The organism is Actinomyces culturomici (genome assembly GCF_900499005.1).
Taxonomy (GTDB): domain Bacteria; phylum Actinomycetota; class Actinomycetes; order Actinomycetales; family Actinomycetaceae; genus Pauljensenia; species Pauljensenia culturomici.
Window position 1 is genome coordinate 365015 of record NZ_LS991317.1, and the last position, 24298, is coordinate 389312.

General features: G+C 66.5%; 31 protein-coding genes. All 31 read right to left on the reverse strand.

The genetic code is table 11. The features are described 5' to 3' along the window. Positions 1–3 precede the first annotated feature (3 nt). The 31 genes from DY157_RS08660 to DY157_RS08815 all read right to left on the reverse strand — a co-directional run bounded on the left by DY157_RS08660 (position 4) and on the right by DY157_RS08815 (position 24241). Positions 4–765 carry a phage tail protein gene (locus tag DY157_RS08660; RefSeq protein WP_115728241.1) on the reverse strand — a complete coding sequence of 254 codons (762 nt, stop codon included), beginning with the start codon at positions 763–765 and terminating at the stop codon, positions 4–6. Beyond that, on the reverse strand, positions 762–1799 hold the full coding sequence (locus tag DY157_RS08665) for a hypothetical protein (RefSeq protein WP_115728242.1): 1038 nt from the start codon (positions 1797–1799) through the stop codon (positions 762–764). The genes DY157_RS08660 and DY157_RS08665 overlap by 4 nt, the downstream gene beginning before the upstream one ends. After that, the gene (locus DY157_RS08670) at positions 1796–3931 is read right to left on the reverse strand and encodes a fibronectin type III domain-containing protein (protein WP_160159501.1); all 2136 of its coding nucleotides are present in this window, start codon (positions 3929–3931) and stop codon (positions 1796–1798) included. Before DY157_RS08670 ends, DY157_RS08665 begins: the two co-directional genes overlap by 4 nt. Before the next feature lie 60 nt (positions 3932–3991). Then, positions 3992–7303, reverse strand: coding sequence for a tape measure protein (locus DY157_RS08675; RefSeq protein WP_115728244.1), 3312 nt, complete (start codon positions 7301–7303; stop codon positions 3992–3994). A 27-nt stretch (positions 7304–7330) separates the two neighbouring features. Next, positions 7331–7651: a hypothetical protein gene (locus tag DY157_RS08680; protein ID WP_115728245.1), complete on the reverse strand. Its 321-nt coding sequence runs from the start codon at positions 7649–7651 to the stop codon at positions 7331–7333. Between the two features lie 56 nt (positions 7652–7707). After that, entirely contained in the window at positions 7708–8085 is a 378-nt protein-coding gene (locus DY157_RS08685) for a hypothetical protein (RefSeq protein WP_115728246.1), read from the reverse strand. A gap of 115 nt (positions 8086–8200) precedes the next feature. Beyond that, the gene (locus DY157_RS08690; protein WP_160159502.1) at positions 8201–8767 is read right to left on the reverse strand and encodes a hypothetical protein; all 567 of its coding nucleotides are present in this window, start codon (positions 8765–8767) and stop codon (positions 8201–8203) included. Between the two features lie 14 nt (positions 8768–8781). Further along, positions 8782–9156 carry a hypothetical protein gene (locus tag DY157_RS08695; protein ID WP_115728248.1) on the reverse strand — a complete coding sequence of 125 codons (375 nt, stop codon included), beginning with the start codon at positions 9154–9156 and terminating at the stop codon, positions 8782–8784. A gap of 3 nt (positions 9157–9159) precedes the next feature. After that, on the reverse strand, positions 9160–9402 hold the full coding sequence (locus DY157_RS08700; protein ID WP_115728249.1) for a hypothetical protein: 243 nt from the start codon (positions 9400–9402) through the stop codon (positions 9160–9162). Then, positions 9399–9722, reverse strand: a complete 324-nt coding sequence (locus DY157_RS08705; RefSeq protein WP_160159503.1) for a hypothetical protein — start codon at positions 9720–9722, stop codon at positions 9399–9401. Before DY157_RS08705 ends, DY157_RS08700 begins: the two co-directional genes overlap by 4 nt. Beyond that, on the reverse strand, positions 9722–10132 hold the full coding sequence (locus tag DY157_RS08710) for a Gp19/Gp15/Gp42 family protein (RefSeq protein WP_115728251.1): 411 nt from the start codon (positions 10130–10132) through the stop codon (positions 9722–9724). Before DY157_RS08710 ends, DY157_RS08705 begins: the two co-directional genes overlap by 1 nt. A gap of 21 nt (positions 10133–10153) precedes the next feature. After that, complete coding sequence (locus DY157_RS08715; protein WP_115728252.1) at positions 10154–10417, reverse strand: hypothetical protein; 264 nt, start codon at positions 10415–10417, stop codon at positions 10154–10156. After that, positions 10417–11343: a phage major capsid family protein gene (locus DY157_RS08720; RefSeq protein WP_115728253.1), complete on the reverse strand. Its 927-nt coding sequence runs from the start codon at positions 11341–11343 to the stop codon at positions 10417–10419. Before DY157_RS08720 ends, DY157_RS08715 begins: the two co-directional genes overlap by 1 nt. A gap of 38 nt (positions 11344–11381) precedes the next feature. Then, a complete protein-coding gene (locus DY157_RS08725) occupies positions 11382–11843 on the reverse strand; it encodes a hypothetical protein (protein ID WP_115728254.1) in 462 nt (153 codons plus the stop codon). A gap of 158 nt (positions 11844–12001) precedes the next feature. Continuing rightward, positions 12002–12301, reverse strand: a complete 300-nt coding sequence (locus DY157_RS08730) for a hypothetical protein (protein WP_115728255.1) — start codon at positions 12299–12301, stop codon at positions 12002–12004. Positions 12302–12311: 10 nt separating this feature from the next. Further along, complete coding sequence (locus DY157_RS08735) at positions 12312–13514, reverse strand: VG15 protein (protein ID WP_115728256.1); 1203 nt, start codon at positions 13512–13514, stop codon at positions 12312–12314. After that, a complete protein-coding gene (locus DY157_RS08740) occupies positions 13501–14952 on the reverse strand; it encodes a phage portal protein (RefSeq protein ID WP_115728257.1) in 1452 nt (483 codons plus the stop codon). The genes DY157_RS08735 and DY157_RS08740 overlap by 14 nt, the downstream gene beginning before the upstream one ends. Further along, entirely contained in the window at positions 14949–16445 is a 1497-nt protein-coding gene (locus DY157_RS08745; protein ID WP_115728258.1) for a terminase, read from the reverse strand. The genes DY157_RS08740 and DY157_RS08745 overlap by 4 nt, the downstream gene beginning before the upstream one ends. Beyond that, positions 16399–16722, reverse strand: coding sequence for a hypothetical protein (locus DY157_RS08750; RefSeq protein ID WP_218938076.1), 324 nt, complete (start codon positions 16720–16722; stop codon positions 16399–16401). Before DY157_RS08750 ends, DY157_RS08745 begins: the two co-directional genes overlap by 47 nt. Positions 16723–16931: 209 nt before the next feature. Beyond that, positions 16932–17252 (reverse strand): HNH endonuclease, encoded by a 321-nt coding sequence (locus DY157_RS11995; RefSeq protein WP_218938077.1) that lies wholly within the window; start codon positions 17250–17252, stop codon positions 16932–16934. A gap of 93 nt (positions 17253–17345) precedes the next feature. After that, complete coding sequence (locus DY157_RS08760; protein WP_115728261.1) at positions 17346–18128, reverse strand: MerR family transcriptional regulator; 783 nt, start codon at positions 18126–18128, stop codon at positions 17346–17348. 1137 nt (positions 18129–19265) lie between these two features. After that, the gene (locus DY157_RS08770) at positions 19266–19688 is read right to left on the reverse strand and encodes a DUF6248 family natural product biosynthesis protein (protein ID WP_115728263.1); all 423 of its coding nucleotides are present in this window, start codon (positions 19686–19688) and stop codon (positions 19266–19268) included. A gap of 72 nt (positions 19689–19760) precedes the next feature. Next, positions 19761–20774, reverse strand: coding sequence for a BRO-N domain-containing protein (locus DY157_RS11595; RefSeq protein ID WP_235827178.1), 1014 nt, complete (start codon positions 20772–20774; stop codon positions 19761–19763). Further along, the gene (locus DY157_RS08780; protein WP_115728264.1) at positions 20774–21013 is read right to left on the reverse strand and encodes a hypothetical protein; all 240 of its coding nucleotides are present in this window, start codon (positions 21011–21013) and stop codon (positions 20774–20776) included. The genes DY157_RS11595 and DY157_RS08780 overlap by 1 nt, the downstream gene beginning before the upstream one ends. 298 nt (positions 21014–21311) lie before the next feature. Next, positions 21312–21698, reverse strand: coding sequence for a hypothetical protein (locus tag DY157_RS08785; RefSeq protein WP_115728265.1), 387 nt, complete (start codon positions 21696–21698; stop codon positions 21312–21314). Beyond that, positions 21695–22309, reverse strand: coding sequence for a hypothetical protein (locus DY157_RS08790; RefSeq protein WP_115728266.1), 615 nt, complete (start codon positions 22307–22309; stop codon positions 21695–21697). The genes DY157_RS08785 and DY157_RS08790 overlap by 4 nt, the downstream gene beginning before the upstream one ends. After that, on the reverse strand, positions 22306–22701 hold the full coding sequence (locus DY157_RS08795; RefSeq protein ID WP_160159506.1) for a RusA family crossover junction endodeoxyribonuclease: 396 nt from the start codon (positions 22699–22701) through the stop codon (positions 22306–22308). The genes DY157_RS08790 and DY157_RS08795 overlap by 4 nt, the downstream gene beginning before the upstream one ends. Beyond that, positions 22698–23030, reverse strand: a complete 333-nt coding sequence (locus DY157_RS08800) for a hypothetical protein (protein WP_115728268.1) — start codon at positions 23028–23030, stop codon at positions 22698–22700. The genes DY157_RS08795 and DY157_RS08800 overlap by 4 nt, the downstream gene beginning before the upstream one ends. Beyond that, positions 23027–23311 carry a glutaredoxin domain-containing protein gene (locus DY157_RS08805; protein ID WP_235827141.1) on the reverse strand — a complete coding sequence of 95 codons (285 nt, stop codon included), beginning with the start codon at positions 23309–23311 and terminating at the stop codon, positions 23027–23029. The genes DY157_RS08800 and DY157_RS08805 overlap by 4 nt, the downstream gene beginning before the upstream one ends. Then, positions 23308–23535 carry a hypothetical protein gene (locus DY157_RS08810; RefSeq protein ID WP_115728269.1) on the reverse strand — a complete coding sequence of 76 codons (228 nt, stop codon included), beginning with the start codon at positions 23533–23535 and terminating at the stop codon, positions 23308–23310. The genes DY157_RS08805 and DY157_RS08810 overlap by 4 nt, the downstream gene beginning before the upstream one ends. A 223-nt stretch (positions 23536–23758) precedes the next feature. Beyond that, positions 23759–24241 carry a WhiB family transcriptional regulator gene (locus DY157_RS08815; RefSeq protein ID WP_115728270.1) on the reverse strand — a complete coding sequence of 161 codons (483 nt, stop codon included), beginning with the start codon at positions 24239–24241 and terminating at the stop codon, positions 23759–23761. Between the last annotated feature and the right edge of the window lie 57 nt (positions 24242–24298).

Genomic DNA, 24298 nt, shown 5'->3' on the forward strand with positions numbered 1-24298 from the left:
CTCCTAGTACTTGATGATGAAGTTGACGACGAGGGACGGCTGCACGTTGTTGTGGGCTCCGCCGCCGCCCGTCGCCTTTGTGTCACCCCAGCCGTCAGCACCCTGGAATGTGTAGAGCTCGTTGCCCTGGGATGCTGCGGCGACCGCTGTCGTGTTCGCGATGCGGACGGTCCCTGAGGCGCCCCAGCTGAAGGTGTGCCCGGTGAGGTCATGGTCGTGTGAGGGGATTTCCGCGACAGTGAGGCCGTGCTTGTACTCACCGACCGACTTGCCGAGACTCCACCCGCCGGACAGTTGTATCGATCCCCATGAGTTGTCCGAGTTCGCCGCAGGAGCACCCGCCCCCATCGGGATACGCCCACGAAGATCCGGGACCGTGAACGTCGTCCCCGCGCCCGTCGCGCCGAGTACTGCCGCCAACGCCGGATATGCTGTTTTCGCGTATGCCGCCCCGTCGCACAACAGCCACCCCGGAGGAGCCGCCGCCCCGCCGAACGCGCTGATCGCACCCGTCGGGATTCCCATCCCTCCGGATCTTCCGATCACGTAGACGCGGCGGCGCGAGGCCGTGACGAGGACGCGCTGGCCGAGGGCGAGCGGGCCCGCGACGTTCTCGGGTGTGCCGCGCATCGGCTCGGTGTCGCCGTCGAGGAGGATACGCAGCGGGTCGCCCTGGACGACAGTCGCCCACCGGTAGGACGGGACCTGCTCGACGAGGGCCTTGAGGCGCGCGACCGTCCCCATGAGGTAGTCGAGCGTGGTCACAGGTCGATCACCTCCAGGAGTTTCGTCTTGGCGAGCGCGGTCGGGTCGAGCTGGTATTCGACCGATTTGACGACGACCCGCGCGTCCACCCCCTGCGACCGGAAGACCCCGGCGTCGTTGGGGACGATCGGTATTGGCATGTGCGAGATTTGTAGGGTCGCCTGTGGGGTCGAGGCGTCGATGAGGCGCCTGTGGGCGAGCGCGTCGATCGTTGCCTGGTCGGCGGCCTCGACTCCCGTCTCCGACAGGCTGATCCACCGGCCGCGCCGCTGCACCGAATACGGGGACTCGGGATCCTCGTTGGTGGCGACGCCGACGAGGGCGGGCGTGTCCCCGCTCCCCTGTCCGACGAGGACGACCCGGTTCGGCACGGATGCGAGATCCTGGTCCCTCGTCCACTCGGCCGAGTGGATCGACTCCTCGCCCTCGACGAACGCGAACGCCTGGGCTCGCGAGGCGGGGCGCGTGTAGGGCTGTAGCTGGAGGACCCCGTAGCCGTCAACGAACGCCGCCCAATAGCCTGCCGCCGAGAGCAGGTCGTTGATGATCGTGAGGAGTGACGTGCCCGCCTCCCACACGATCTGCGACGCGGCCACCGTCTGCGACGGCGTGACCGCGATCCGATCCCACCCCGCCTCGACCGCGAACTGCTTCGCCGCGCCCACGAGATTCTCCCCCGCCTCGACGCTCGTCGTCGCCTCGACGGCCGTCCCGTCGAGGATCGCGAGCTTCCCGAGCAGCTCCACATCCCACGCGCGCCCAGAATCCGAGTACGCGTCCTGCGGAGTCGACAAGAGGAACACACCCAAAGGCCACCCCTCCACGCCGACCGGCTCGTAGTCGATGCGGACCCTCTGCGAGAGCCAATCGATCGGTTCTCCCGTCTCCCGGATCGACAGGCTCCCCGACGCACGCAGGCGCGTCGACGCCGACAGGGAGACCGACCCGCCCGTCACGCCATCGAGAACTCGGATCTCCCGGTCGTCCTCATCGAGGAGGCGGACCACGTACTCCGCCTGCCGATGCGCGCTCACCGATCCACCTCCTCCAGAGAGGCCGACACCGCCCATTTGCCGCCGACCGCGCGATCCGTCTGGACACCGTCCAGGCTCCCGTAGATCCGCCGGCCCAGCGGATCCCGGTAGAGGAACGGCGCAGGCTGGTAGGCGAGCTCCTCGAGCCGCCCGACGAGATCGAACCGCTCATCAAGCAGCGTCGCATTCACGTTCACCTTGCGCTGACGCTGCGTGCCCGCCATCTCCACCCCAAGGCGACGCCCAGCAAAGTGATGAACCTGCCTGTTCACCAAGCCCACCGACGTCGAATGCTTCGGATCCCACTCGAGCGGGACCGCGAGCGCGAAGCCGTTGCCTCCCGAGAGCCAGATCGCGTCAGAGGCGGTCTCCAGCTCGACGACGACGGACGCCGTCGACGGCAGGTCGGACACGGCTGTGAGGCGGTAGAGGGTTGTCCCTTTGGAGAGGCATTCTGGGTCGACGATCGAGCCCGATACGGCGACGCCGTCGGCGACGAGCTCCCACGAGTCCCCGCCATCCACTGATCGTTCGATCGTGTTGGACACAGCGGCCGGTGGGACGGGAGTGAGCGACTGGTCCGGTTCCGGGTTGGAGATGGAAATCGTCGCCACGCCGAGTGTCTCATCCCACGATGCGACGCCAGTCGGCTGTGGCGGCACAGGAAACGCCACCGTAAAGCTGGTGTACGCCCATTGGGACCAGAGGCCGTGCCCGGACTTGACGCGGGCGAGAATCATGTAGGAGCCGCCGTCTTTGAGCGGCGTGGGCATGGCCCATGATGTCGCGGTGCCGACGACGGTCGTTTGCTCGATTGGCTCCTCGTTGCGCCCCGATACGCGTAGGACCTGTATTTGCGTTTCGGCTTGGGGAGCGTTTTGGGCCTGGTAGTACGTCCAGGAGACCGTCAGCCTGGACGTGTTGACCTTCAGCCCTAGTTCTGGCGTCACAATGGACATGCCGGGGGCGTCCGCCACCGTGAACGTCCCGACCGCGCTCCACGGTGAATAGTCGGCGTGCAGGCCCTTCGTCTGCACCTGCCACTCGTAGGAGGCGGCCGCAAGGCTCACCGTGTACGACTGGCTGGTCGTGACGGCCACGGTCGTCCACGAGGACGCGCCCGCCACCCGGTAGCGGAGGTTCGCGGCCGTCTGCACAGACGAATCCACCGGATTGTGCTGCCACGCGAAAGTGATCGAACCGGTGAGCTTGTTCCCCGTCGGCCCCGTCAGCTTCGGAGCGTTCGGAGCGGCCAAGAGCTGCACCGTATTCGACGCAGACGAAGCGGGCGAGGACACGCCGTTGTCGGTCTGGACGACCGTATACGAGTGCGTTGTCTGCGCGTCGGGCGTCGCGTGCGTGAACGAGAACCCAGAGGAGCCCGTCGATGCTGCGACCGTCCCGACCTGCCTGCCGTTGTCGTAGACCGTGAACTTCCCCGCACCCGGGTAGGCCCTGGTCCACGAGACGACAATGTTCCCCGACGAGTCCTTGACAGCCGTCACTCCGGTCGGCGCGCTGACAGTCGACGTCACCCACTGGGAGGACTGTGTCTTCCCCCCAGCCTTCCCGGAATCACCCCACACCCGATACGTGAAAACATCGTTCGCGGGCAGGGACGTATCGGTCCACGAACGGACCGACCCGCCCACGGTCGCGACCCGCTCCCACACGCCCTTCGCCTGGTCGTACCGCTCAATACCCTGAGCAAGCACAGGCGCGTCCGACGTCGACGCGATCGCCCACGACACCGTCGCCTGCGACGCAGACACCCGCGACACCGACACCGACGACGGGGCCGCAGGCGCGTTGTACGGGCGCGCCGGAAGCGTCAAGTACGCGACGACCGACGGATTCCCGCCGTTCCAGATCGGCCCCAGAGACGCGCCCACACCCACCGTCGTCCCAGACCCATAGTTGAGCCCCTGAGACCACGACCACTGGCGCAGCACCTTCGTCGCCCACCCGCCGTACGGCGAGGAGAACGAAAACCCGGCCGAACCATCACCGCCCTGCCCCCACCACCTGAACGTCGACGAATAGTTATGACCGTAGCCGTCCGCCCTGGCGGTAATCGACGCCGTCACCGTCACAACACCGGACGCCGGATTCCCCGAATACGACAGGTCCACGCCGATAGACATGTACCCCGAAGACGCAGACCACATGGTTATCGACAGCCCCTCTCCTCGTCAGATTCCCATGAGCTCACGCGCCCGCGAGCGCGATGCCGGAGCGGCGGCTTCGGCGAAGACGTGCTCGGCTTCGACCTGCATGCGGCCGATGAGGGTGCCGTCGGCGTCTTTGACGATGAGGACGCCAGGGATCGATTGGTTGTTGAGCAGGCGGTTCCACTGGTCGCCGGTGAAGACGGGCTCGGGCTTGCCCGTTCGGTTTTCGACGACGGTGATTCCGGGCTGGAGGAGTCCGCCGTTGTCGTAGAGGAAGCGGCCGGCGTGGGCTCCGCCGTAGACGCCGGTCTCGCGGACGCTCATCCCGAAGGTCGGGGCCTCGACCATCATGCCGTTTCCTGATGCGATGGCGACGTGGTGTGCGCCGCCGGCGCCGGGGGCGCCGCCCCAGAAGTACAGGTCGCCGGGCAGGATTGCCCCGTTGGGGACGGCTGTGGAGGCGGCCTGGAAGCTGGAGGCGGTGTGGCGTGGGACGTCGATGCCGAGCTCGCGCAGTGCCCAGACGACGAGGCCGGAGCAGTCGACGCCCCCGGGGACGTTGACGCCGCCCCACACGTAGGGCGTGCCGATCGCGAGCCTGGCCTGCTCTACCAGGCTCGACGCGGACATGTTCTTCGTGGACTCCTGGAGCCAAGAGGCAAAGGAATCTATCCACGAGTAGGGCAGGCTTCGGCCCGCTTCGGCGAACATGCCCCGGCCGGGGAGCATGCTCATGATCGCGTCGATGGGCTTGCGGACGAGATTCGCGACCGCGCCGAGCGGGTCGGTGATGATCGACGATAGGGCCCGCGCCGAGGACTGGAGCCAGCCGAGGGCACCGGAGATCCCGCCTTCCACGGCGTTCCAGATGCCACCAGAGGCGAACGCCTGGCCCCGGTCCCCACCCGGGAGAGAGCGTCCGCTCGAGGCCGCAGCGTTCATCGCTGCGACCGCACTGGGTCCGCCGACGGCGCGCACCCACTCGGGCCTCATGATCGCCTCACCGCCCGACAGGGCGAGCATGCCGCCGCCATCAGGGGAGACGAAATGGTAGACGTCGCGGCCGGGCGTGTAGCCGGGCAGGACACCACCAGAGGCATAGCCGGAGATCCTGGACGCCCACGGCAGGCGCACATCCGACCCGATCTTCTCCGCGAGCGAGTTCGCCATCGCCCGGATCCCGTTGTTGTAGACGGTGTCAATGACGAAATTGATCGGGACCGCGGTGATGGCCTTGATCCCGGCCCAGACGGCGCCGATCGCGTCGCGCATGGTCTCGAAGGCGGACTTCACGCCGCTGGTGAAGCCGTCGATGCTGCCCCGGACGGTGCCGGTGATCCAGTCGACCACTGGTGAGATGACGGCCTTGATCCCATTCCAGACGACAGTGATGCCGTCCCAGAGGATCTGCGCGCCCGTCTTGATGCCGTCCCATACGGCGGTGATGATGGGCTGGACCCAGGTCTGGAACCAGCCGACGACGAGGTCTGCGCCGGCCTTGATCCCATTCCAGGCGGCGGTGACCAGGTCGCCCATGAGCTTGGCGCCCGCCTGGATACCCTCCCAGACGCCCTGCAGGATGGGCAGGACGTGCGCGGTGAACCAGTCGACGACCAGGCCGGCGGCGTACTTGATGAGGTCCCAGCCGAGCTGCACGAGGTCGGAGAAGACCTCGAACCCGAACTCCAAGCCTTCCCAGACGCCCTGCAGGGTCGGGAGCATATATGCGGTGAACCAGTCGACGACGACCATCGCGCCGCCCTTGATGCCCTCCCAGGCGGCCGTCACGCCAGCCCGGAAGGTTTCCGAGTTATTCCACGCGTACACGAGGCCCGCGGCGAGTGCCGTCAGGCCCGCGACGACCAAACCGATCGGGTTCGCGTTCATCGCGGCGTTGAGGAGCCACTGGCCCGCCGCGGCGGCCTTCGTCGCAGCGGTTGCAGCGAGCTGGGCGCCCTTCGACACGACGATCGCCGCGGTGTTCTTCCCCCAGGCCAGCGCCGACGCGGCCAGGTTCTTCACCATGTCGACGCCGTACATGCCCTTGAGGATCAGCGTCTCAGCATTGTCGGCGACGAGCGCGCCCGTGTGGACCGCCAGGCCCTTCGCGGCCCCGTACAGTCCCGAGATGAACTGGGCGAAGGCGATGCCCGCCATCGCCGCCTTCCAGGCCGTGAAGGTCCCCACGACCGCGAGGATCGTCCCCTTCTTCGCGAGGAACTCCCCGATGGCGGAGACGAAGTCGCGCAGCCCCTGATTCTGCTGGAGCGAGGAGAAGAAATCCTGGACCGCTGGAATGAGATGCCCGGTCAGGATGTCCCACGCCTGCTGCCCGAGCTCGTGAACGTTGAAGAGGAACTCGACGAAGACGCTGTCCTCCTCGAGGCCGAAGATCGGCCCCGAGTAGTCACCGTTCGCCAGGACGTCCCACACGCCCTTCAAGCCGGGGAAGAGGTCCTCCTGAATCCACGTGAACGCCGCCCCCGCGGCGTCGGACATCTCCGACAGGGCGTTGGTGAGCATGGGCTTGGCGCCGTCGACGATCTCCTTGACCCCCGAGACCATGGCCGCCTCGAAGTTTCCCCAGGCACCCTCCATCGTCGCCGTCGAGGTCGCCGCCTGCTCGGCAACGTCCGTCATGCCCAGGTCGAGGATCGCCTGGTTGAACTCGTCGGCGGTGATCTCGCCCTTGGCCATAGCGTCACGGAAGTTGCCCGTGTAGGCGCCGGCCTTGAGGAGGGCGTCCTGGAGCTGGCCCGAGGCGCCCGGGATCGCGTTCGCGAGCTGGTTCCAGTTCTCCGTCGTCAGCTTCCCGGCGCCCGCCGTCTGGGTGAGGACCATGCCGACGGATTTGAACGTGTCCTTGTTCCCGCCGGCGACGGCGTTGAGGTTGCCCGCGGCCTGCGAGAGCTTGTCGAAGTCCTTGACGTTGTTCGCCGCGAGCTGGGCCGTGACGTTCTGGATGTCGCCGAGGTCATAGACCGTCTGGTCCGCGTACTTCTTCGCTGAGGCCGTCAGCGCGTCGATCTGGGTGCCGTCGATGCCGGCGAAATTCAAGGTCGCCTTGAATTTGTCCGTCGCGTCCGACGCCTCGAAGGCCTGCTTCGTGACGTTGGTGAGGAACCCTCCGACGCCGATTGCCGTCAGGCCTCCCAGGGCGACGGCGCCGATCTTCGCCGCCGATTTGAAGGCCCCACCGAGCCCGGAGGTGATCTTGTTCTCCGCCGCCGAGGTATCGACGCCGCCGAGCTCCTTGTTGATGTCCTTCGCGATCCCCTTACCGGAGACCGCGACCTGCAGCCATGCGGTCCCGAGCTCGTAATTCCCCGCCATCGGATCACCCCCGCCTCGTCACGCTGTTCAGTTCTCAATCTCCGGATGCCGCGCGAGCCACGCCCGTGCCTTCGCCTCCGCCTTACGCTGCTTCTCCGCGACCTTCTCCTGCCACCCCGGCTCGGGCGGCTCCGGCCTGGGCGGCAGCTGCGACTGCTTCGCCCCCGCAGCGCCGAGGACCGCGCACTCCAGGCGCCAGCCGACGTCGCGGATCAGAGCCGCCTCATTCGACAGGGCCGCCGCCCCGCCCTCGGCGTACCCCGTCGCCGACCCCGGAGGCAAGCCCTTGATGAGCACCCCGAGCCGGCGCAAGGTCAGGCGCCCCCGGAACAAGTTGAGGAGGTCCACCCCGTAGAAGCGCAGCAGGTCAGCCTCGATGGCCTCCCAACGCCTTCTCAGGAGCGTCAGGAGGCCCGGGATTCCGGGTTCATCGCTTGGAAGAATTCACCGATGATCTCCCCGGCGGCCGACACCGGCGCTGCCCCCTCGTGCGCACGCCTGTAGGCGGCCACGACCTCATCGAATCTGTCGCCACACATATGCATCGCGACCGAGATCCCCGCCTTCGTCCGCTCCCCATCTGACAGTGACGAGTCGTCCATACGGACGAGATTCACCGTGTAGGTCAGGTCGTTGAGGTGCTCGGGCGCGATCTCAACCTCCACGCCCCACAGGTCTACCGTGATCGGCTGCGCCTCACCCTTATCGGTGGCGGACTGGGCCTCGCGGCGCGCCAGCTCCGCCGCAGACGGAGAGTTCTTCTTCTCGGTCGTCGTGGTCATTGTCGGTCCCCTTTCGTGGGATGTCAGTCGGCCCTAGAGAGGTGATGGAGATGGACCGTTCCCCTGGCCGGGACCGACTTCCAGCCAGGGGAACGGAGACAGACAGTGCCCAGGATCAGCCCTCGGGGATGAGCGCCGGCGCATTCGTCAGGATCTGGAATCCGCCAAGGATCTCGAAGCTGAACTTGTAGGCGGTGAGCTCCCCGATCTTCAACTGGACGCCCTCGCGAGCCCCCAGCTGGAGGCTCGGCAGGAGGACGCGCCACTGGATCGAGGAGTCCGAGGTGTCGAACGCATCGATGACGGCCGTCATCGTCCGCGCTTTGCGGGCCGCGGGAATCTCGATCCTCGCGATGGCCCCGACCTTCTTCGCTGTCGCGTCAAAGAATGCGAGGAACTGCTTGAGCTTCGACTCCAGGACGACGACCTCGATCCCCGTCGACGAGTCCGACATGTAGGTCTTGACGACCCCGTGATTCTGATGGCCTCGGAGCTTGTCGACCGAATCGTTGAGGTTGATCGACATGCCGTCCTCGCCGATCCAGCCAACGTCCTCGAGACCCGAAGGCACAGGAGTCGAGAGATCCACGATCGATTCGAGGGCGATCTTGCCGTCGCCCAGGTAGAACGAATCGTTTTCCGACCCGAACATCAGCGCGTTCGCTGCATTGAGTTTTGCCATGGGAGTATCCCCTTTCAGATGAGACGAATCGTGAACGTGTAGGTGGCCGAGTACCTCGGCCGATCGGTCCTATCCGGGTCGGGAAACTCCCCGGGCTCCCCCGACTCGACGACGTTCACCGGAACCGCCGAAGACGGAAGAGCATGAATCGCTTCGTCCACACGGCCTGCGAGCGCCGCCGCTTTCCCGGTCGAGACCGAGTAGGAGTCGACGATGAGGGAGGCTCGCGTGAGGATCCGCGATGTGCGGCCCGGCCCGCCGGCGGCGATGACGCGGACGAACTCCTCTGGCGGGTCCGTGTCGGGTCGCTTGGAGACGACTGGGATGCCGTCGAGTCGTTCCTTGAGGTAGTCGATGATGAGCTTCTTGACGTCGGGCGTGCGCGGCATCGTTCACCCCTCTCTGATCGCTGCGAATTCGAGCGCGTGGCGTGCCGCCGCGGCTCGAGCTTCTTTCGTGGTCGGCTTGACGTAGGCGCGCGTGCGCGAGAGCGTCCTCGGCTCGACGTCGAAGCCGTCGCCGGCGCGTGCTGCGACCTTGGCGGCGGCCTCGTTGACGAGCTTCTGCGCCTCCGGTGAGCGGAGCATCGCCTTGAAGCCCTTGCTGCTCCTCGTGAACTTGATGTGGCCGCTCATCGTTCGTTCTCCACGAGTCGAAGCTGGACGACGAGGCCGAGCGGCCAGCGCCCCGGCTTGCCGTCGACCTCGTAGGTGCGGCCGTCGATCACGAGGCGGTCGGCCGGATCGACGTCCGGGAATTCGCCTCGCCAATAGACGGTCGGCTGTGAGACGACCGGGTCGGTTCCCGCGGCGACCGGCTCCGAGGTTCCCCCAGGTGCGAAAAGCCCCGGAGGAAGATCCTCAGAAACCGGTGCGCCGGGGACCGGCTCTCCGTACTGATCCACGGTCGCCTCGGAGTCGCGGACCCGGGTGATCGGAACCTTCCACGAGTCCATCACGGCGCCACCTCCCCAGAGGCGAGGAGGTCGACCTCGTAGGCGCGTCCCCTGCGGCCCGCGAGCGCGCGACGCTCCGCCTTCGTGAGGTAGAGGTCGCCGCCGGGGTTGGTGAAGGTGAGTGCCTGCGAGAACGGGCCCGTCGTCATGGACGCGTTGGAGACGCCGATGGCGTCCTCGTCGCCGAGAGGGGCGAGCATCGCTCGGTGGACCATCTGGCAGACGATGCGGCGCAGTGACTCGAGCTGGGCGCTCGGCCACTTCGGGCATTCGTCCTTGATGAGGCTCATCGCGTCGTCGATCAGCGCGGTCGCCCGCTGCTTCTCGTCGTCGGTGAGGAGCCTCCACCGGGCCTCGAGGTCCTCAGGCGTCGCCCACGGCACGGTTGAGGACGGATCGACTGCTGTCATGAGTTCGACCTCGCTTCCGCGTCAGGACGCCGCGCCCTTCTCTGGCTCCTCGTCCTCGGCGTCCGGCTCCTCGGCGTCCTGGGGCGCGTCGCCCTCGAGCTCCTCGACCGGATCTTCGTTCGTCGTGTGGGCGGTGCGCTTGTCGATCCCGAGCGAGCGCTTGATCTTCACAGGCAGCTTCTCGACGGAGCCCTTGAACGTGGCCCACTGCCCGCCGAGAGTGGCCGCCATCGCCTCATCGACGTTGACGACCACCCCGGAGTTGACGTTGATCAGGCGCGACATCAGGACTTGTCCTCGATGATCGCGAAGCGCTCGGCGAACGCGTGCCAGGCGTACACGAGCTCCAGGCGCAGAGCGATCTGGTTCTTGCGCCGCAGGTCGCCCTGGCCGTCCGGATCGCCGTAGGTGATGAGCTCGAGCGGGAGCTCGCGCTGGATACCCCAGCGCAGGCCGTCCTGGAAGTCGCCGACGATCGCGCGGACCTTCGTGTCGGTGGCCTCCGGCACGCCGGAGACGGTCGACCCGACGGCGACCGGGATGCCCATGAAGTCGGTCATCGCCGTGCCGAAACCGAGCGTCGGGTAGCGGAGCTGGGAGGTGGTGCCCGCCCCGTCCTTCGTCTTGAGGTTCGACAGGCCCCAGGAGAACTTCGGGTCGAAGGCGGCGCCCGTCACCTGGGCGGGGTTCGCCGCATCGTTGATGACGAGGCCGACCGCAGCGCGGAAGTCGTCATCGATCTCGGAAGTTCCCGCGCCGATCTCGACGCGCTTCGTCGTCGCACCGACGTAGTTCGACCACGTGGAGATCTCCGTGCCCGTGAGCGGGTTGATCCTGTGGAAGACGCCGAGATCGAGGGCGCGCGAGAGCGCGTCGGCACCCGCCGAAGCGAGCTCATTGAGGACGCCGAGCTGGTAGTCCTCGTCAGCCCACTTGACCTCCTGGTTGAAGCGCATCGTCACCTGCGCCTTGTGCGGGACGACGGTGACCGAGCTGAACCCGCCCGTCGTCGACCCCTTGTCGCCGCCCTCTTCCACGAACTCCGCCTTCGGGAGGTCGTTGAAGACGATGATGTCCGTCTTTCCGAAGCGCATCGGCTCGGACGCCGACAGCTTCGCGATCGTGGACGTCGACATGGTCTTCTTGACCATGCCGTCCGCGATCTCACGGGGAAGCAGGACCTTCGCCTGCTCCGTGCCGAAAATGGCCATTGGTGTTCTCCCTTCCGGAGAGATTCAGTGAATGAGAATCAGTTCCCGAACAGGCGCCGAATCAGGTCCTGCTCGGAGGAGAGCGACACGCTCGGCGTCGACGCGATCCCGTCAACGACGGGCGCCCGGCCCTTCGCGAACTCCTTGAGCTGCTCCGCGTGCTCCGTGAGCTCCTCCAGCGAGTCACCGCGCAGAAGCTCCGCCGGCACGCCGGCCTCCTTCGACGCCTTCGCCCGCCACGCCCGCACCTCGTCCGCGTGCTCGAAGGCCTTCACCTTCGCCTGCGCGTCCGCGAGCGCCTTCGCCGTATCCTCGGCTCCCTCGGCGCGCGCCTTCAGGTCGTCGTAGTCGGCGAACTTGCGCCGCTCACGCGCCAGACGCTTCTCGATGATCGCGTCCAGGTCCTCCTGTGTCGTGATCGCCTCGAACTGCGCCGCCGGCGCCTCCCCAGCACCCTGGGTCTGCTCCCCGCCCTCAGCGGTGATGGTCGAATCGGACATGACGATGCCCCTCCTGTGTTCCGTGAGAATCCGGCCCGTCGGCCGCATGTACCCCGCTGAACCCCAGCGGTCAGGGAAACCAAACGCCCGCGCGCCGCGGGCATGAGAAAACCCCGGAGCCGTCATGGCTTCGGGGTTCGTCGTAGGTAGGCCGAGCGCTAGACCGACTGTTCGGCCAAGTAGCCTTTCAGCTCTGCGAGCTCTTCATGAAGGTCATCGAAGATGTCATTGATCGTCGTCAGCCGATCAGCCCATTGCTGCGTGACGAGGCCGTGCTTGCCTAGAGACGATACGCACCCGTCCAAGTCAGGACCGTCGAAACGAAGCATCGAATCGAGATACTCCGATGCTTCGGTATCCCCGACTTCGTTCATCGCTGCAATCGTATCGAGCACGAACTGGCGCGAGAGCCGTTGCCCCTCGCGATCACGCTCCAATTCAGCGAATTCATCCTTCACGGGAGCTATCCTACATGCTTCTTGTGTATGGGTGAATGGACTTTACTATTCGCCCCTTGGAGTCGTTCCTATAGGCGACTCTAACGCTGATTCCGCGGACGTTCCCCACGACCGTTCCTAGATTCGTTTCAGGCAGCTGCCTACTGCTGAGTACTTCAATGCCAGCTCGCGCGATATCCTCCGGCGTCCAATCTTCAGGAAATTCGTCGGAGCCGAATCGCCAGCCATAGCCGTAGAGGTGTCCCCCAGACTTTCTGTCGCCATACAGCGTGTGGTACCACGCATTCGCTCTAAGACGCGGAAGGCCGGCTGGCCACTCTACCGGCAGCTCTACTATCTCCTCCGGTGCGAGACGATGAGTCTTGTCCTCGACCAACCCACGCGCGTCCAAATCAAGACGCGCTTTCCGCGCAATATCACCAACGGCGCTCAACTGAAGCGTCCCATCGTGGGAAGCGTTCCTCGGCTTCTTCGGCTTGACCCCATCGCTGTAGCGATCGGGAAAGAGCTTCCGCATCGCCTTCAGGATCTGTTCCTTGTCGGACGGGTCCCCGCCATCGGCATCGACGGCGTCACGCGCCTGCGAATACTCGTCGTACAGCCGCTCAGGGTCGTATCCCTCGATCTTCGGATGCGTCTTGCCGAACGATGGGACAATCTGGCAGTCGCAGTTCCGATGGCTCGCAGCTTCTGCCTCAGGCTCCCCGGTGTACGCGAAGCCCCTGGAGGCGAGCATCGAACACCACGCGCACGTCGACGCTCCCTTCGGAACCCTCGCCCATCCCGGCTTCGCCGGATCCCGCTTGATGTTCTTCGCGATCGTGTCCTTCGCCGACTGCTTCACCCAACGCGAGATCTCACCGCCGACGGCGTTGAGAACCTGGTTCGGCTTGTCCTCCCAGAGCCCGCCGGCCTGACGTCGAATCGTCGTCTGGATGTGCTCCTCAGGGATCGGATCCGCGAGGAGCGTCGTGAACGGCGGAAGCCCCGGCACCTCCGCGCGCACCTTCTCGTACCAGTCCGCCGCTGCAGCGGCTGCGACGTCGCCGTACCTGTTGACGAGCGCCGGCACGAGCTCGAGCAGTGCGTCGCGCACCTGCGCCGGATTCGAAACGTCGAGGCGCGACCATAGCTTCTTGAGGTCCCGAACGGCCAAGCGCGCCGCCTCGTTCTGCGCGTTGAGCAGCCGATTGACGTCCTTACGCTCCACCACCAGACGTCACCTCCGACAGGGCAGCTCCCTCCGGCTCCGCGCCCTCCGTTGCGAGCCTGTCGAGGACGCCCGACGCCGATGAGCGCCGGATTTCCGCATTCATCTGATCGATCTCGCCCTGCGTGAAGCCCGCTCGACGCAGAGCGACGGTCGTCTCGGCGACCTTCGGGATCGCCTGGACCGTCTTCACGATGAAGTCCGACGACGCCTGCGGAGAGACGTAACGCGCCGGCGTCCAATTGACGTTCAGGCGCCACGACTCCGCCGGCGGCTCAGAGAGTCCATCGCGGACCATGACGACGTCCTCAGCGATCCGACGGAGCGCCGGAGTGAAAACCCTCCACTGGTACTCCGCCTCGTCCGAGAGCGCGTACTCGGCCGCCTGCATCGCCTCAGCCGACGCCGGATTGTCCGCGAAAATCCCCACGGCCGACGTCGGCAGGTTCGTCGCCGAGCAGAGGTTCTGCGCGAGCTGCCTGTACATCGCGAGATGCGGCTCCATCGTCATCTGAGGGAACTGCTCGACCTTGGGCATCTGCCCTTCCTCATTGAGGCCGATCGAGAGGAGACGCCCCATGATCGCCGACCAGCGATCGACCGAATCGAAGGCGTCCTCATCCGCTCCGATCACCGCGCGCTGAGGGCTCGAGAAGAACTCCGCACTCGTCTCCGTGCGCACCATCGTCCGAATCGCAGCATCCGTCAGATACCGGACCTCGCGGCTGATCCGCGAGCGCCCGAACGGGCGCGAGAGCTGCGGATCGTAGATGATCGGCTCGACCATGACCCGGTTCCACTCGTTTGGAATCCGAACGACCGACCACGCGGCGCCCTCACGCTTCATCACGATCGTGGACTTCGGCAGGAGCATCGTCATTGCCGTCGGGACGACCATTGTCCGCGCGATCAGCCGGTCCATCTCATCCGAATACGACTCCCGCGTCGATTCGGTGACGATGAGCGCCGCGTAGATTCGCCGGCCCTGGTGATCCCACAGCGCCGTCGTCCAGCGCGCGTCTCGCGCCCGAATGACAACGGGAGGCTCCCCGTCCGCCTCGTTTCCCTTCAGGACCGTCAGGAACGCGCAGGAGTGCGTGTACGCGCTCGTGATCGCCTGCGCGAGCTCGGACCCGAAGTCATTGACCGTGAGCACCTCGGAGAGACCGAACGGATCAAGGTCGCCATCGAGGGCGATCCCCTCGAACACGTGCTTGCGCGCGAGCGCGCCAACGACCTTCTGCGGCCACCCGAGAGCAGCGCGCGTCCCGGCCATCTGAGGAGGAATCGAGATCCCCAGATCCTGGAATGCGCGATGCCCGTCGTAGTACTGCGCGAGGAGGTTGTTCTTCGCCGCCTTGGACTGGAGCTGCCACCACAGGCTGTTGAGAGCGGACTGCTCGTCGGAGGTGAGCTCCTTGAACTGCGGAGCCGTGATCATAGGACCCTCACCGCCTTCCTCTGCGTCCCCTTCGGGCGCCTCTTCGTCGTCCTCACCGCCCAATGCGCGAGCGTCGCCGCGTCCAAGAGCGCCACCGTCTGCCCATCCGGCGCCAGCCAACCGAAGCCGCCCTGCGCGCCGATCTTCCGGAGCGTCGCCCACCCCACCTCACGGTCAAGCTCCGGCGACTCCCAATGGGCCACACGACCCGTCTTCACGCCCTCGAGGAACATCGAGTGCGCCGTGATCACCTGGTCCGTCGACGGCGTCCAAATCAGACGCTGAGGCACACCCGCCGCGCGCAACTGATCGATCAGATAGCCCGTGCCGCCCTTCCCGTCGACGACGATCTGCGCCGTCCTCGCGAGCCGATCAGCCTCCGTCAAGAACGAGATCGCCCACTCGACTCCGGCGGCCGCCGCCTCGACACGCACACCATCGACCAGAATCCGCCGACGATCGACCCTGGACGCGGCCGCGAGCGCGACGTGCGACCCGTCGACGGAGAAGCGGACGGCGAAGCACTGGGACGGGTAGGTGTCGACGTCGACGTCGACGAGGCACTCGAGCCACTTGTCGGCCGGAATCGCCGCGGCCTGCTTCGCTTCCTTGTCCCAGATGCCCAGGGCCTCGCGCCGGAAGGCGTCATCGGAGGCGAGGAGCTTACGCATGCGCAGGATCGCTGTGCGACTCGTCCTGTGCGGATACGAGGGGTTCGCCTTCGAGACCTGCTTCCAGTCGACGTGCGACTTCTTCCACGTCGCCGGGTTCACTCCCTCGTCCGAGGAGAACTCGACATAGAGCGTGTCCTCGTCGCCCGCGAGCGCCTCGGCGCGCCGGTGCGCGAAGACCTCCCCCGGGTCCTTCGGGCGCGGTGGCGTGCCCATCATGATGACGAGGCCGTTCGCCGCGGCGTTCGTGGCCGGCTCCATGTCGGACATGGCGTTCTCCGTGAGGATCTGCGCCTCGTCGAGAACGAGGATGTCAACCTCGGCAAAGCCGCGGCCGAAGCCCGCCTCGCGCGCGCCGAACAGGATCCTGGACCCGTTCTTGAAGTTGATCGCCTGCTCACCGTTCGTCGCCCTGACGCCTTGGATGTGGCCGGCGACCTTCGGGCGCCTCGACATCGTGCGCATCTTCTCGAAGGTCTCGTTGGACGTGCGCGTCCTGTGCGCGGTCCAGATGACCGTGAGGCTCGGGACGATCGTGCAGAGCGCGAAGACGATCCATCCGATCAGGTAGGTCTTGCCGACCTGCCGGGGGATGGAGAGGACGACTCCGCCGATGCCTGCGGCGTACATGCCGTCGGACCGCTTCGCGAGCGCGAGGGCGCCGAGGCCCTCCTGCCAGGCGTCGAAGCCGATTCCGAACGTCGCACAGCGGTTCTTGACCGGCGTCCAGCCTGTCGAGACGATGCCCGAAGGGATCTTGACGTGGCGGGCGATCTCAGACAGACGCGGGGTCGAACTCCTCGTCTTCGGCTCCGCCGCCATCGTCCTCGTCCCCCTCGTCCTCCTCCTTGCGCGCCTTGATCTGCTGGGTGATGTCGACGATCCGCTTCGTCAGAGCCGCCAGGTCGCGCGCCGGCGTCATCGGATCGTCAATCGCCTTGGCGACGCGATCGCGCGTCGCAATGAGGAGCTGAAGATCATCACCCGACCGGGCCGCAACGAAAACAGAATTCGGAGAATCCTCCGAATTATCCGAAGAATTCAATTCGACGGCCTTTCTTGCCGCCATTCCATCGATCACCTTCAAAGCGCTCACCATTTCCGCACCTCCCGCGCCAGAATTCCCGAATTCACACCCATGCATAATATGCACCCGCCCGAATATTGGCCCCGTTGGGGAAAACCCGGGGAGATATTTCGCTATGACCTCGTTTGGGGTGCGGGCGGGGAGGGGAGGGGAGGGGCATCCCCCCAGCCCCTCCGACCCTCGACGCATATTTATACATCGAATTCTCGCGGGCGAATTCTTCACCAGCGACCCGAATTGTCGATTCGGCGAAATCTGATCGGCTTTCGAATTCGCGTGTACGTCTTCGGAGCGCCGAGCCTTCCACCGCTCGATTGGTTGCACCTGCGGCAAATCACCCGACCGTTGTCGAGCTCGTAGCCGCCACCAAGAGCGACCGGCGTGATGTGATCCGCCTCGGCAGAATTCGGGAGCTTGCCCCGCGTGTAGTCGAGCTCGACCTTGCACTCCGGACACCGAGTCACGCCCAAGGACCTGTCCCTCGCGATGACCGCGTCGCGCCACTGGATGTGCGCCGTCGTCCCAGTCCTGGAGGTCGCCATCACGCACCCCCAGAAATGCGAAGCGGCCGCCGGTCTTCGTACCAGTGGCCACTGCTAGCACAGTACACCGTGACAGCCCCGACCGCCCGCACCTCACACCCCACAGCGCGCCGTCGCCAACGCCGCGATATCCGCAGGCCGATACAACCTCCGACCCGACGAGAACGCCACAGGCTGCAGTCGCCCCCGAGAACACCACTGGCGGACGGTCGCATCAGGGATCACCCGCAACGCGATCAACTCCGCGACCTCCCGCGCCCTCGGCCTCGGCAACGCCCGACGCCCCGCCTCCTCGAGCAGCCGACCACGCGCCTCAGCAACATCGACCACTACGCCGCACGCACACGACACCTCCGACGCATCCGGCGACGCCAACACCTCGAGCCCACACGACGGGCACCTGCCCGCGAACATCAAGCGCCTCGCATCCGGCGACGCCAACCGCTCCAGCCGACGCACCGCAAACAGCACCGCCTCGACCAACTCAGGCGCCTCCGCCCACCCGCCGATCCGATCCCGATACTCGGTGAACACCCGCCGAACCCCCCGCCAATCACCGCGAGGCACCGAGTACCTCGGGCCCATCACGAAGACGAGCAATGCCTGCGCCCACTCCCACAAGACCTCGCTCAAGTCCCACACCTCGACAACCAGCCCCAAGTTCACCGGCTCCTTCGACGACGGCACTCCACCCGCCGACGACTCACCCCGACGAAGACCCGCCGCCGCATACTCCAGATCACCGAGCAACTCCGGCAGATCCGACACCGCCGTCACCACCCGATTCACCGCCGACCGCGACACGAACTCCCCGGAACCGAGCACCTCACCCGACACCGGACACGCCCGAGACTCCACCCCATGCACCTCACTCATCGCTCACTCCTCCTCCGCTTCTTCCGCCGACCCCGGCGCCCCAACACGCGGGACACCGGCCCGTCCCGCGTGNGCCCCGACCCCTCACCCGAGCCCGACCCGATAGCCGACCCGACCCGCCCCTTCCCGTCCCTACCCGGGGACTGGCCAGTCCGGAGGGCAGCACTGGCCCAGTCGCCCCCCAGTCGATCCCCAGTCGGATGGGCCGCAGGAGCAGCGGGAGCGGTATCCAGCGGATCTCCAATCCGACGGCGATCGACCGTCGGGGGATCAACGCGGGTCGCTCGACCGCGATCCTCACCGGCAGATGCGGGAGCGGTATCCGACGGATCTCCAATCCGACGGTGATCAGCCGTCGGGGGATCGACGCGGGTCGCTCGGCCGTTCATCTGCCCCGCCCCTGCTTCGTCCGGCTCGGTTCCGTCAAGACCCGGGAGTACGCCCACCGAGGGCGCCTCTGAGGTCGAGGCACTCGAAGCCGCGGCGTCGCCGTCGCGGGAGGACTCCTCGGAGCGCAGCAATCCGCGCTCGGCGAGGTACTTCTGCGACCACCTGCCGTAGACGGGGTGATCGGGTACCGGCAGAAGCCGGTGGTATTGGTCCCAGGAGCCCGTGTCGTCGTCCTGCCGCGCTGAATTGCACGACATGCAGGCGACGACCAGCGTGTCTACGGTTCCCGCCTCTCCCGGATTGAGATGGTCCAGGGTCGCCTTTCGATTGGACGCTTTCCCCGGCCAGATCACCACCTTGCCGCACCAGCGGCAGTTGTCCCCATCCCTCAAGAGGACCGGCCCCTTGAGGTTCGGGTCGATCGTGTCCTTCGCCCTCTGGCGACTCCACTCCACATCCGCCTTCGAGCGAATGTGGATGTACTCTGGATCCTCGATGATGCGCAGACGCTGCACTCCGTCCACCTCGATGCGCTCCATCAGCCCTGCGCCGACGCACAGATCGATCAGCGTCTTCGCGTGGGCTCCCCCGTAGAGGAAAGCCGCGCCGAGATCGACGACGTAGTCCGTCATGTGCTTCGCCGAGTAGGCGGCGCACCTCGAGACGAATCCGTGGACCTCGTTCACGCTCCGCTCATCGGCGCCCGAGAGGCCGGAGACCATCATCAGCTTCGGATGAGTGTCCGACTCATCCCCGTGCCTCACCCACGCCACAGACGATCACCTCCTTGAACGCATCGAACAGGTCGAGCTGAACTCCCGGAAGGTCCGCGCCGAAGTGCCCTGCCCGCCAGCACGCGCAACGCTCGTCATGCGCGATTCGTGCATCGAAGAAGGGCGCAGACCCGAATGCGGTTCCCCGAACCGACCCGATCCAACCGATCGGTGAGTCCGCCATCTTCGTCTTCCAGTCTTCAGGAACGTCTCTCCGCTCGTACGGGCACAAGTCGTGCCGGCCGCCAGCGCAGTAGCCGCACCGCCCGTACTCGCACGGGCAATGCAACCGCCCTTCGTGAAGCAGGTAGACGAGCTCCTTGCGCATCGCTGGCGTCCACACGCTCTCCCGTATCGCCTCCGCTGTCACCTCATCCACGAGCGGCGCCACGACCACTTCTCGAAGGGGCCCCGCTCGTCGAGGCGCCCGCGCAGACGTGCAATCCCAGCGGCATTCCGAGTCTCCGCATCACGCCTCCACCAGCTCCCGCTTCTCCACGAACCCGACGAGCTCCTCGTTCAACCGCAGCCCGCGGTGATGCAACCACCTCGCGAGCCGCACCTCCGGCTCCCCTGGCCGCACCCTCGGCCGCTCCCGGCGCACGCCCTCCGAATCGATCGACGCGCGCAAGTAGATGAACTCCTTGCCCTTCGCGGTCGGATACATGTGCTGGGGCCCGTTCTTCACGTGCCCGCGCGCATCGCGCCCCCGCGTGCCCCGCTGATCGATGAGCAGCCCCGTCGCGTAGAGGAACTCGAAGAACGCCTTCGCCCCGACCTCCGAGAAGTAGTGCTTGTGGAACTCCGTCAACGTCGGCCCGTCGGCCGCCTCGATCGCCCTCACCGTCTGCGCCGCGGCCGCCGCCCGCTCCTCCGCCTCCGTGACCTGCCCGCGCGCCTCCTCGAGGACGCGGTTCGCCTCCACGAGGGCCGCGGCCATCAACTGCTCCCCGCTCATCGACGAGGACGAGGCCGGCGCCCTGCCAAACGAGTACGACCCCGTCCTGCGGATCGACGGGAGAACCTCGTGCGTCACCCACCGCTTGAAGTCAGATGTCTTCCTTCCACGGCTCCCGAAGATCGCTTGATACAGCCCCGCCTCGGAGATGATGGACATCTTCTGGATTCCTCCAGGGGTACGCACTTCTGCGTACCCCTTCTCGTCCTCATCGAGGCTACGAGTCATCTCCGGTGCTGCCCTGTACCCGAGGATCTTGGCGACGTCGGACGCGACGAACCACGGCTCGCCCTCGTCGTCGATGTGAACGCGGACCGGGGAGTCCCCGTAGAACTTCGTGAGGTCATGCATGGAGGGCTCCTCCTTCGACTGATGGTGCTGTGCTGAGAAGGCGGCGCGAATGCGCTCGTTGCGCTCGAGGCGGGCCTGCCTCAAGAAGTCGGCCCTGGCGAGCTCGGCGACGATCTCGACGTCGAGGGCGAGCAGGATGCGATCCTTCTCCGCCTGAGAGGCGAACTCCTTCATCACCAGACCACCTCCGAAGAGTCGAAGGCGAGGCCGGCGGCCTCGATGAGCCCGTTGGCGAGCTGAAGGGCCTCCAAAGGCGTGAGGACGAACGGCCCCTCGGGGACCTCGACGAGGACGCGGTCGCCCTCCGCGTAGATCGCCTCGGTGACCGGCGCGGGCTGGGGTCCCCACTCTTCGGGGAGGACTCCTGGGATGCACGCGAGGAATGTGCGAGTACAGGTATGCGAATCGGCCATGATGAGCCGCTCCTTCGGTCTACTGAACCAATAGGTGCGACCTCTGCACCGTTTTCAGCGGCGCGCGGGTCGGGAGCTGAAAAGCCGTCAGTAGCCGGCCCCGGGTATTCCCCCGCTGGGCGGGGTCTTGTATTCCCACGGACTCCCGACGCATGAAGCGCCGACAAGGAAGCCGCACTCTCGTGGCGGCATCCGCTACTGATGGACTTTTCAGATCCATCACCTACGGTAGCAGCCGCGAGGGCGACTGTGGAAGATTCACGGTCACGTTGCGACGAGAAGGCAGCCAGCACGATACTCACCGCTCTCCCCGCGCGTCTTCGCCGACGATGACCCCGGTAGCGGCGTCGATCGCCCCGTCCTCTGTGAGGATCGTCTGGGCGCCGACGACGCGGAACCCGATCGTCGTCTGCCGGCCGAGGTCGCGGAGGTTCCCCTCGTCGTCGACGAGGAACTCGTGCGGATCCCGCTTGAACTCCGGCAGCCTCACGCTGATCCGATCGACGATCTCGACCGTGTCGTCGGAGGCGAGCTGGACCTTCAACGCGAGCGTGAGCTGGCCCTGCCGGCCCGTCTGCTGGACGCGCTGGACGATCGCCCGCAGCTCCTCCGACAGCTCGTCCTTCGTTCTCCCGTCGCCGAGGAGCTCGAGCACCTCGACGAACGTCATCTCGCCGGCGCTCATAGCTTCCCCTGGGTCTTCGCGCACTCGACGATCCTGGAAGCCACCTTGAGTGCGATCCCGACGTTGTCGTGCAGCGCCCGCTCGAGGTCGGCGATGAGCGGAAGCGGGAGCCTGATCGCCGGATCGCAGGAGAAGAGCTTCCAGCCAGTTCCCCTGACCAGTACTCCCAAACCGTGCGGGGCGTCTTCCGGTAGAGAGATCATCCCGTCGGAGTAGACGTGTCCAGGCCCGTCGACGACGAACGCTTGCTTGACCGCAACGACGTAGTAGTCGCCGGGCGCCGACGGCCAGTCAACCTCAGGCGGCTCCCACTCGCCCTCCGGCTCGGCCGGCGCTTCTACCACCGCCTCGGCCTCGTACGCGTCCTCGTCCTCGTGGCCCTCATCGTCGGCGACGGCTCGGGCAGCCTCGTCGGCGATCGCCGCCGCCACCTCTTCGAGCTCGAGCTTGAGGATCCTGTGCTCCGCCTTCACCTGCATCTCGACGACCGCGTCGAGGCGGTCCTCGAGCTCGCCGAGCCGCTCGTCGACGCCCAGGAGCGTCTTGACGAGGCTCCGGCCGACGTCGGAGAGCGCGTGATCGTAGTTCGGGACGTCCGGTCGCTTGCTCATGAGAGGTCTCCTCCGATTTCCGTCAGTGTGAGAACGATCCGGTGAAAGCCCACCGGCAGGCTGCGCAGCATCTCCCCCTGGAGGTGCTCCGGACCGACGACGTGCATGTAGTCGTCATCGATGAGAACGCCGGCGTCGCGCAGGCCGTCGACGAGAGGCTTCGTCGAGTCGGCCGCGTTGGCCGGATCCGACCGCCTCGTCACCCGTGGATGAATGACCGCGACGATCCGGACGAGACCCGTCATCGGCTTCATTCCCTGCGAACGCGCGAGATAGGCCGCACGAAGACGCAGCGCCGCGACACGAGACGCCCTCGCAAGCGGCATGAACCGGTCGTTCGCCGTCAACCACTCGTTGCCCGGGATATCGACCTCAAGCACCTGCTCCATCACCGCTCCTCCCTCGAGAGGATCGCGGCCTTGTCCTCGAGGAAGCTGGCGAGCTCGCCGATCGCGGACTCCCGCTCCTCGACCGCCGCCGTCTCCTTCTTGTCGCGAATCTGGGTCGCCACGGACGCCGCGGCGACGATCCACGAGACGAGAACGTCCACCGCCTCGATGAGGTACGCCAGATCATCCGGACACGTCCGGTAGAACTCCGACCACGCGCGCTCACGCTCCTCATGCGACGCACCCACCTGAGCCCGGTCCACGAACGCGATCGCCGCCAACCGCTCGGCCACCTGGCGCCGCACGACGTGCAAATCCTCCGCGCCGCTCACGCCGACCTCCTCCCCCGAGACACCCCGAGATGCGCCTTGATCCGATCAGGCCGGAACCCGCTCCACTGATCGAGCACCCCCTCGTGCGAAGGCCGGTACACCTTCACCACCGGCGCCTCCGAGAACCCCTCGGCCCGCAGCATCTCCATGTACTCCGGCGCATCCACGATCCCCACGACCGCGTCCAGAGAATCGAGGAGACGCACCGTCGCCTCGCACTGCCCACACCGCGGCTTCGTGAACACCTCGAACACCACCGGCGGCACCATTTCGACGCTCATGCGCCCGCTCCCTTCTCCTCAACCCACGCCAGCCCCGTCGACTGGTCGAAATGCCTGCGCTCCCACGCCTCACCGCGGATCACGTGATAGTTCGGCTTGTCGCAGAACACCGTCCTCGGCGCCTTCGCCGACGCCCTCCTGGCCCCGTCCTTCCACGGGACCACCAGGACCGTCTTGGCCGCCCCGCACCGCGAGGACCCCACCGGATACGCCGACAACGCCATCACGGCTCCATCACCGGCGCGAACTGAGGGCAATACGTCTCCCACGCCTCACGTCGCGACGAGAACCGCTGACCGGAGTCGTCCCTGACGATCACGAACTCCCACTCCTCGCGCGGACGACGAACGAACCCGCCGTTCCCGTCCGGCATGAAATGGCTCAGGCAGTGGACTTCCTGTGTCGAGTGATTGACCCCGTGTACCTCGCACCAGTACTCGTCTGCGCTCACGCCGCCGTCACCCCCGAACCGGTGAGAGCCTTCGCCCTCGACCCGGCCGAACGACGCTCGGTGCGGCGAGCCCGCCTATAGCAGGCGCCGCACATCCCGCGCGCTGCCTCCGCCGCGAAGACGGCCCGATCCTCGACCGACGTCGACCGCGGCACCAGGAGCCGCCCGCACCCGCCCGAGCACACCGGAAGATCCGGATACTCCGCAGCCAGCTCGACCGGCACCTTCTCCTTCGCTTCGGCGCTCGCCTGCACCTCGCGGCGCTGGCCCCGCGTCAGCCCACCGCACACGCCCCAGATCTCCGTCACGCCCCTACGAGCATCCACCGACAGAATCCACTGCATGCACTCGGCGACCACAGGACAGCTCCGGCACGTCGCCAACGCGGCGGCCACGTCTGCCGGCCGCTCCGAGTAGAACCACTCCGGATCCACACCCGCAAGACGGCACCGAGCCTCATCCACCCACTCGACGCTCATCGCCGGCTCCCGTCCCACACGACGACCGCCACACCGACCACGCACGGCACAACGACC

Coding starts and splice junctions, on each gene's coding strand:
- DY157_RS08675 (WP_115728244.1), bottom strand. CDS start 7,303: ATGGCGGGGAATTACGAGCTCGGGACCGCATGGCTGCAGGTCGCGGTC.
- DY157_RS08685 (WP_115728246.1), bottom strand. CDS start 8,085: ATGACCACGACGACCGAGAAGAAGAACTCTCCGTCTGCGGCGGAGCTG.
- DY157_RS08690 (WP_160159502.1), bottom strand. CDS start 8,767: ATGGCAAAACTCAATGCAGCGAACGCGCTGATGTTCGGGTCGGAAAAC.
- DY157_RS08695 (WP_115728248.1), bottom strand. CDS start 9,156: ATGCCGCGCACGCCCGACGTCAAGAAGCTCATCATCGACTACCTCAAG.
- DY157_RS08700 (WP_115728249.1), bottom strand. CDS start 9,402: ATGAGCGGCCACATCAAGTTCACGAGGAGCAGCAAGGGCTTCAAGGCG.
- DY157_RS08705 (WP_160159503.1), bottom strand. CDS start 9,722: ATGGACTCGTGGAAGGTTCCGATCACCCGGGTCCGCGACTCCGAGGCG.
- DY157_RS08710 (WP_115728251.1), bottom strand. CDS start 10,132: ATGACAGCAGTCGATCCGTCCTCAACCGTGCCGTGGGCGACGCCTGAG.
- DY157_RS08715 (WP_115728252.1), bottom strand. CDS start 10,417: ATGTCGCGCCTGATCAACGTCAACTCCGGGGTGGTCGTCAACGTCGAT.
- DY157_RS08720 (WP_115728253.1), bottom strand. CDS start 11,343: ATGGCCATTTTCGGCACGGAGCAGGCGAAGGTCCTGCTTCCCCGTGAG.
- DY157_RS08725 (WP_115728254.1), bottom strand. CDS start 11,843: ATGTCCGATTCGACCATCACCGCTGAGGGCGGGGAGCAGACCCAGGGT.
- DY157_RS08740 (WP_115728257.1), bottom strand. CDS start 14,952: ATGATCACGGCTCCGCAGTTCAAGGAGCTCACCTCCGACGAGCAGTCC.
- DY157_RS08745 (WP_115728258.1), bottom strand. CDS start 16,445: ATGGCGGCGGAGCCGAAGACGAGGAGTTCGACCCCGCGTCTGTCTGAG.
- DY157_RS08750 (WP_218938076.1), bottom strand. CDS start 16,722: ATGGTGAGCGCTTTGAAGGTGATCGATGGAATGGCGGCAAGAAAGGCC.
- DY157_RS11995 (WP_218938077.1), bottom strand. CDS start 17,252: ATGGCGACCTCCAGGACTGGGACGACGGCGCACATCCAGTGGCGCGAC.
- DY157_RS08760 (WP_115728261.1), bottom strand. CDS start 18,128: ATGAGTGAGGTGCATGGGGTGGAGTCTCGGGCGTGTCCGGTGTCGGGT.
- DY157_RS11595 (WP_235827178.1), bottom strand. CDS start 20,774: ATGAAGGAGTTCGCCTCTCAGGCGGAGAAGGATCGCATCCTGCTCGCC.
- DY157_RS08780 (WP_115728264.1), bottom strand. CDS start 21,013: ATGGCCGATTCGCATACCTGTACTCGCACATTCCTCGCGTGCATCCCA.
- DY157_RS08785 (WP_115728265.1), bottom strand. CDS start 21,698: ATGAGCGCCGGCGAGATGACGTTCGTCGAGGTGCTCGAGCTCCTCGGC.
- DY157_RS08790 (WP_115728266.1), bottom strand. CDS start 22,309: ATGAGCAAGCGACCGGACGTCCCGAACTACGATCACGCGCTCTCCGAC.
- DY157_RS08805 (WP_235827141.1), bottom strand. CDS start 23,311: ATGAGCGTCGAAATGGTGCCGCCGGTGGTGTTCGAGGTGTTCACGAAG.
- DY157_RS08810 (WP_115728269.1), bottom strand. CDS start 23,535: ATGGCGTTGTCGGCGTATCCGGTGGGGTCCTCGCGGTGCGGGGCGGCC.
- DY157_RS08815 (WP_115728270.1), bottom strand. CDS start 24,241: ATGAGCGTCGAGTGGGTGGATGAGGCTCGGTGCCGTCTTGCGGGTGTG.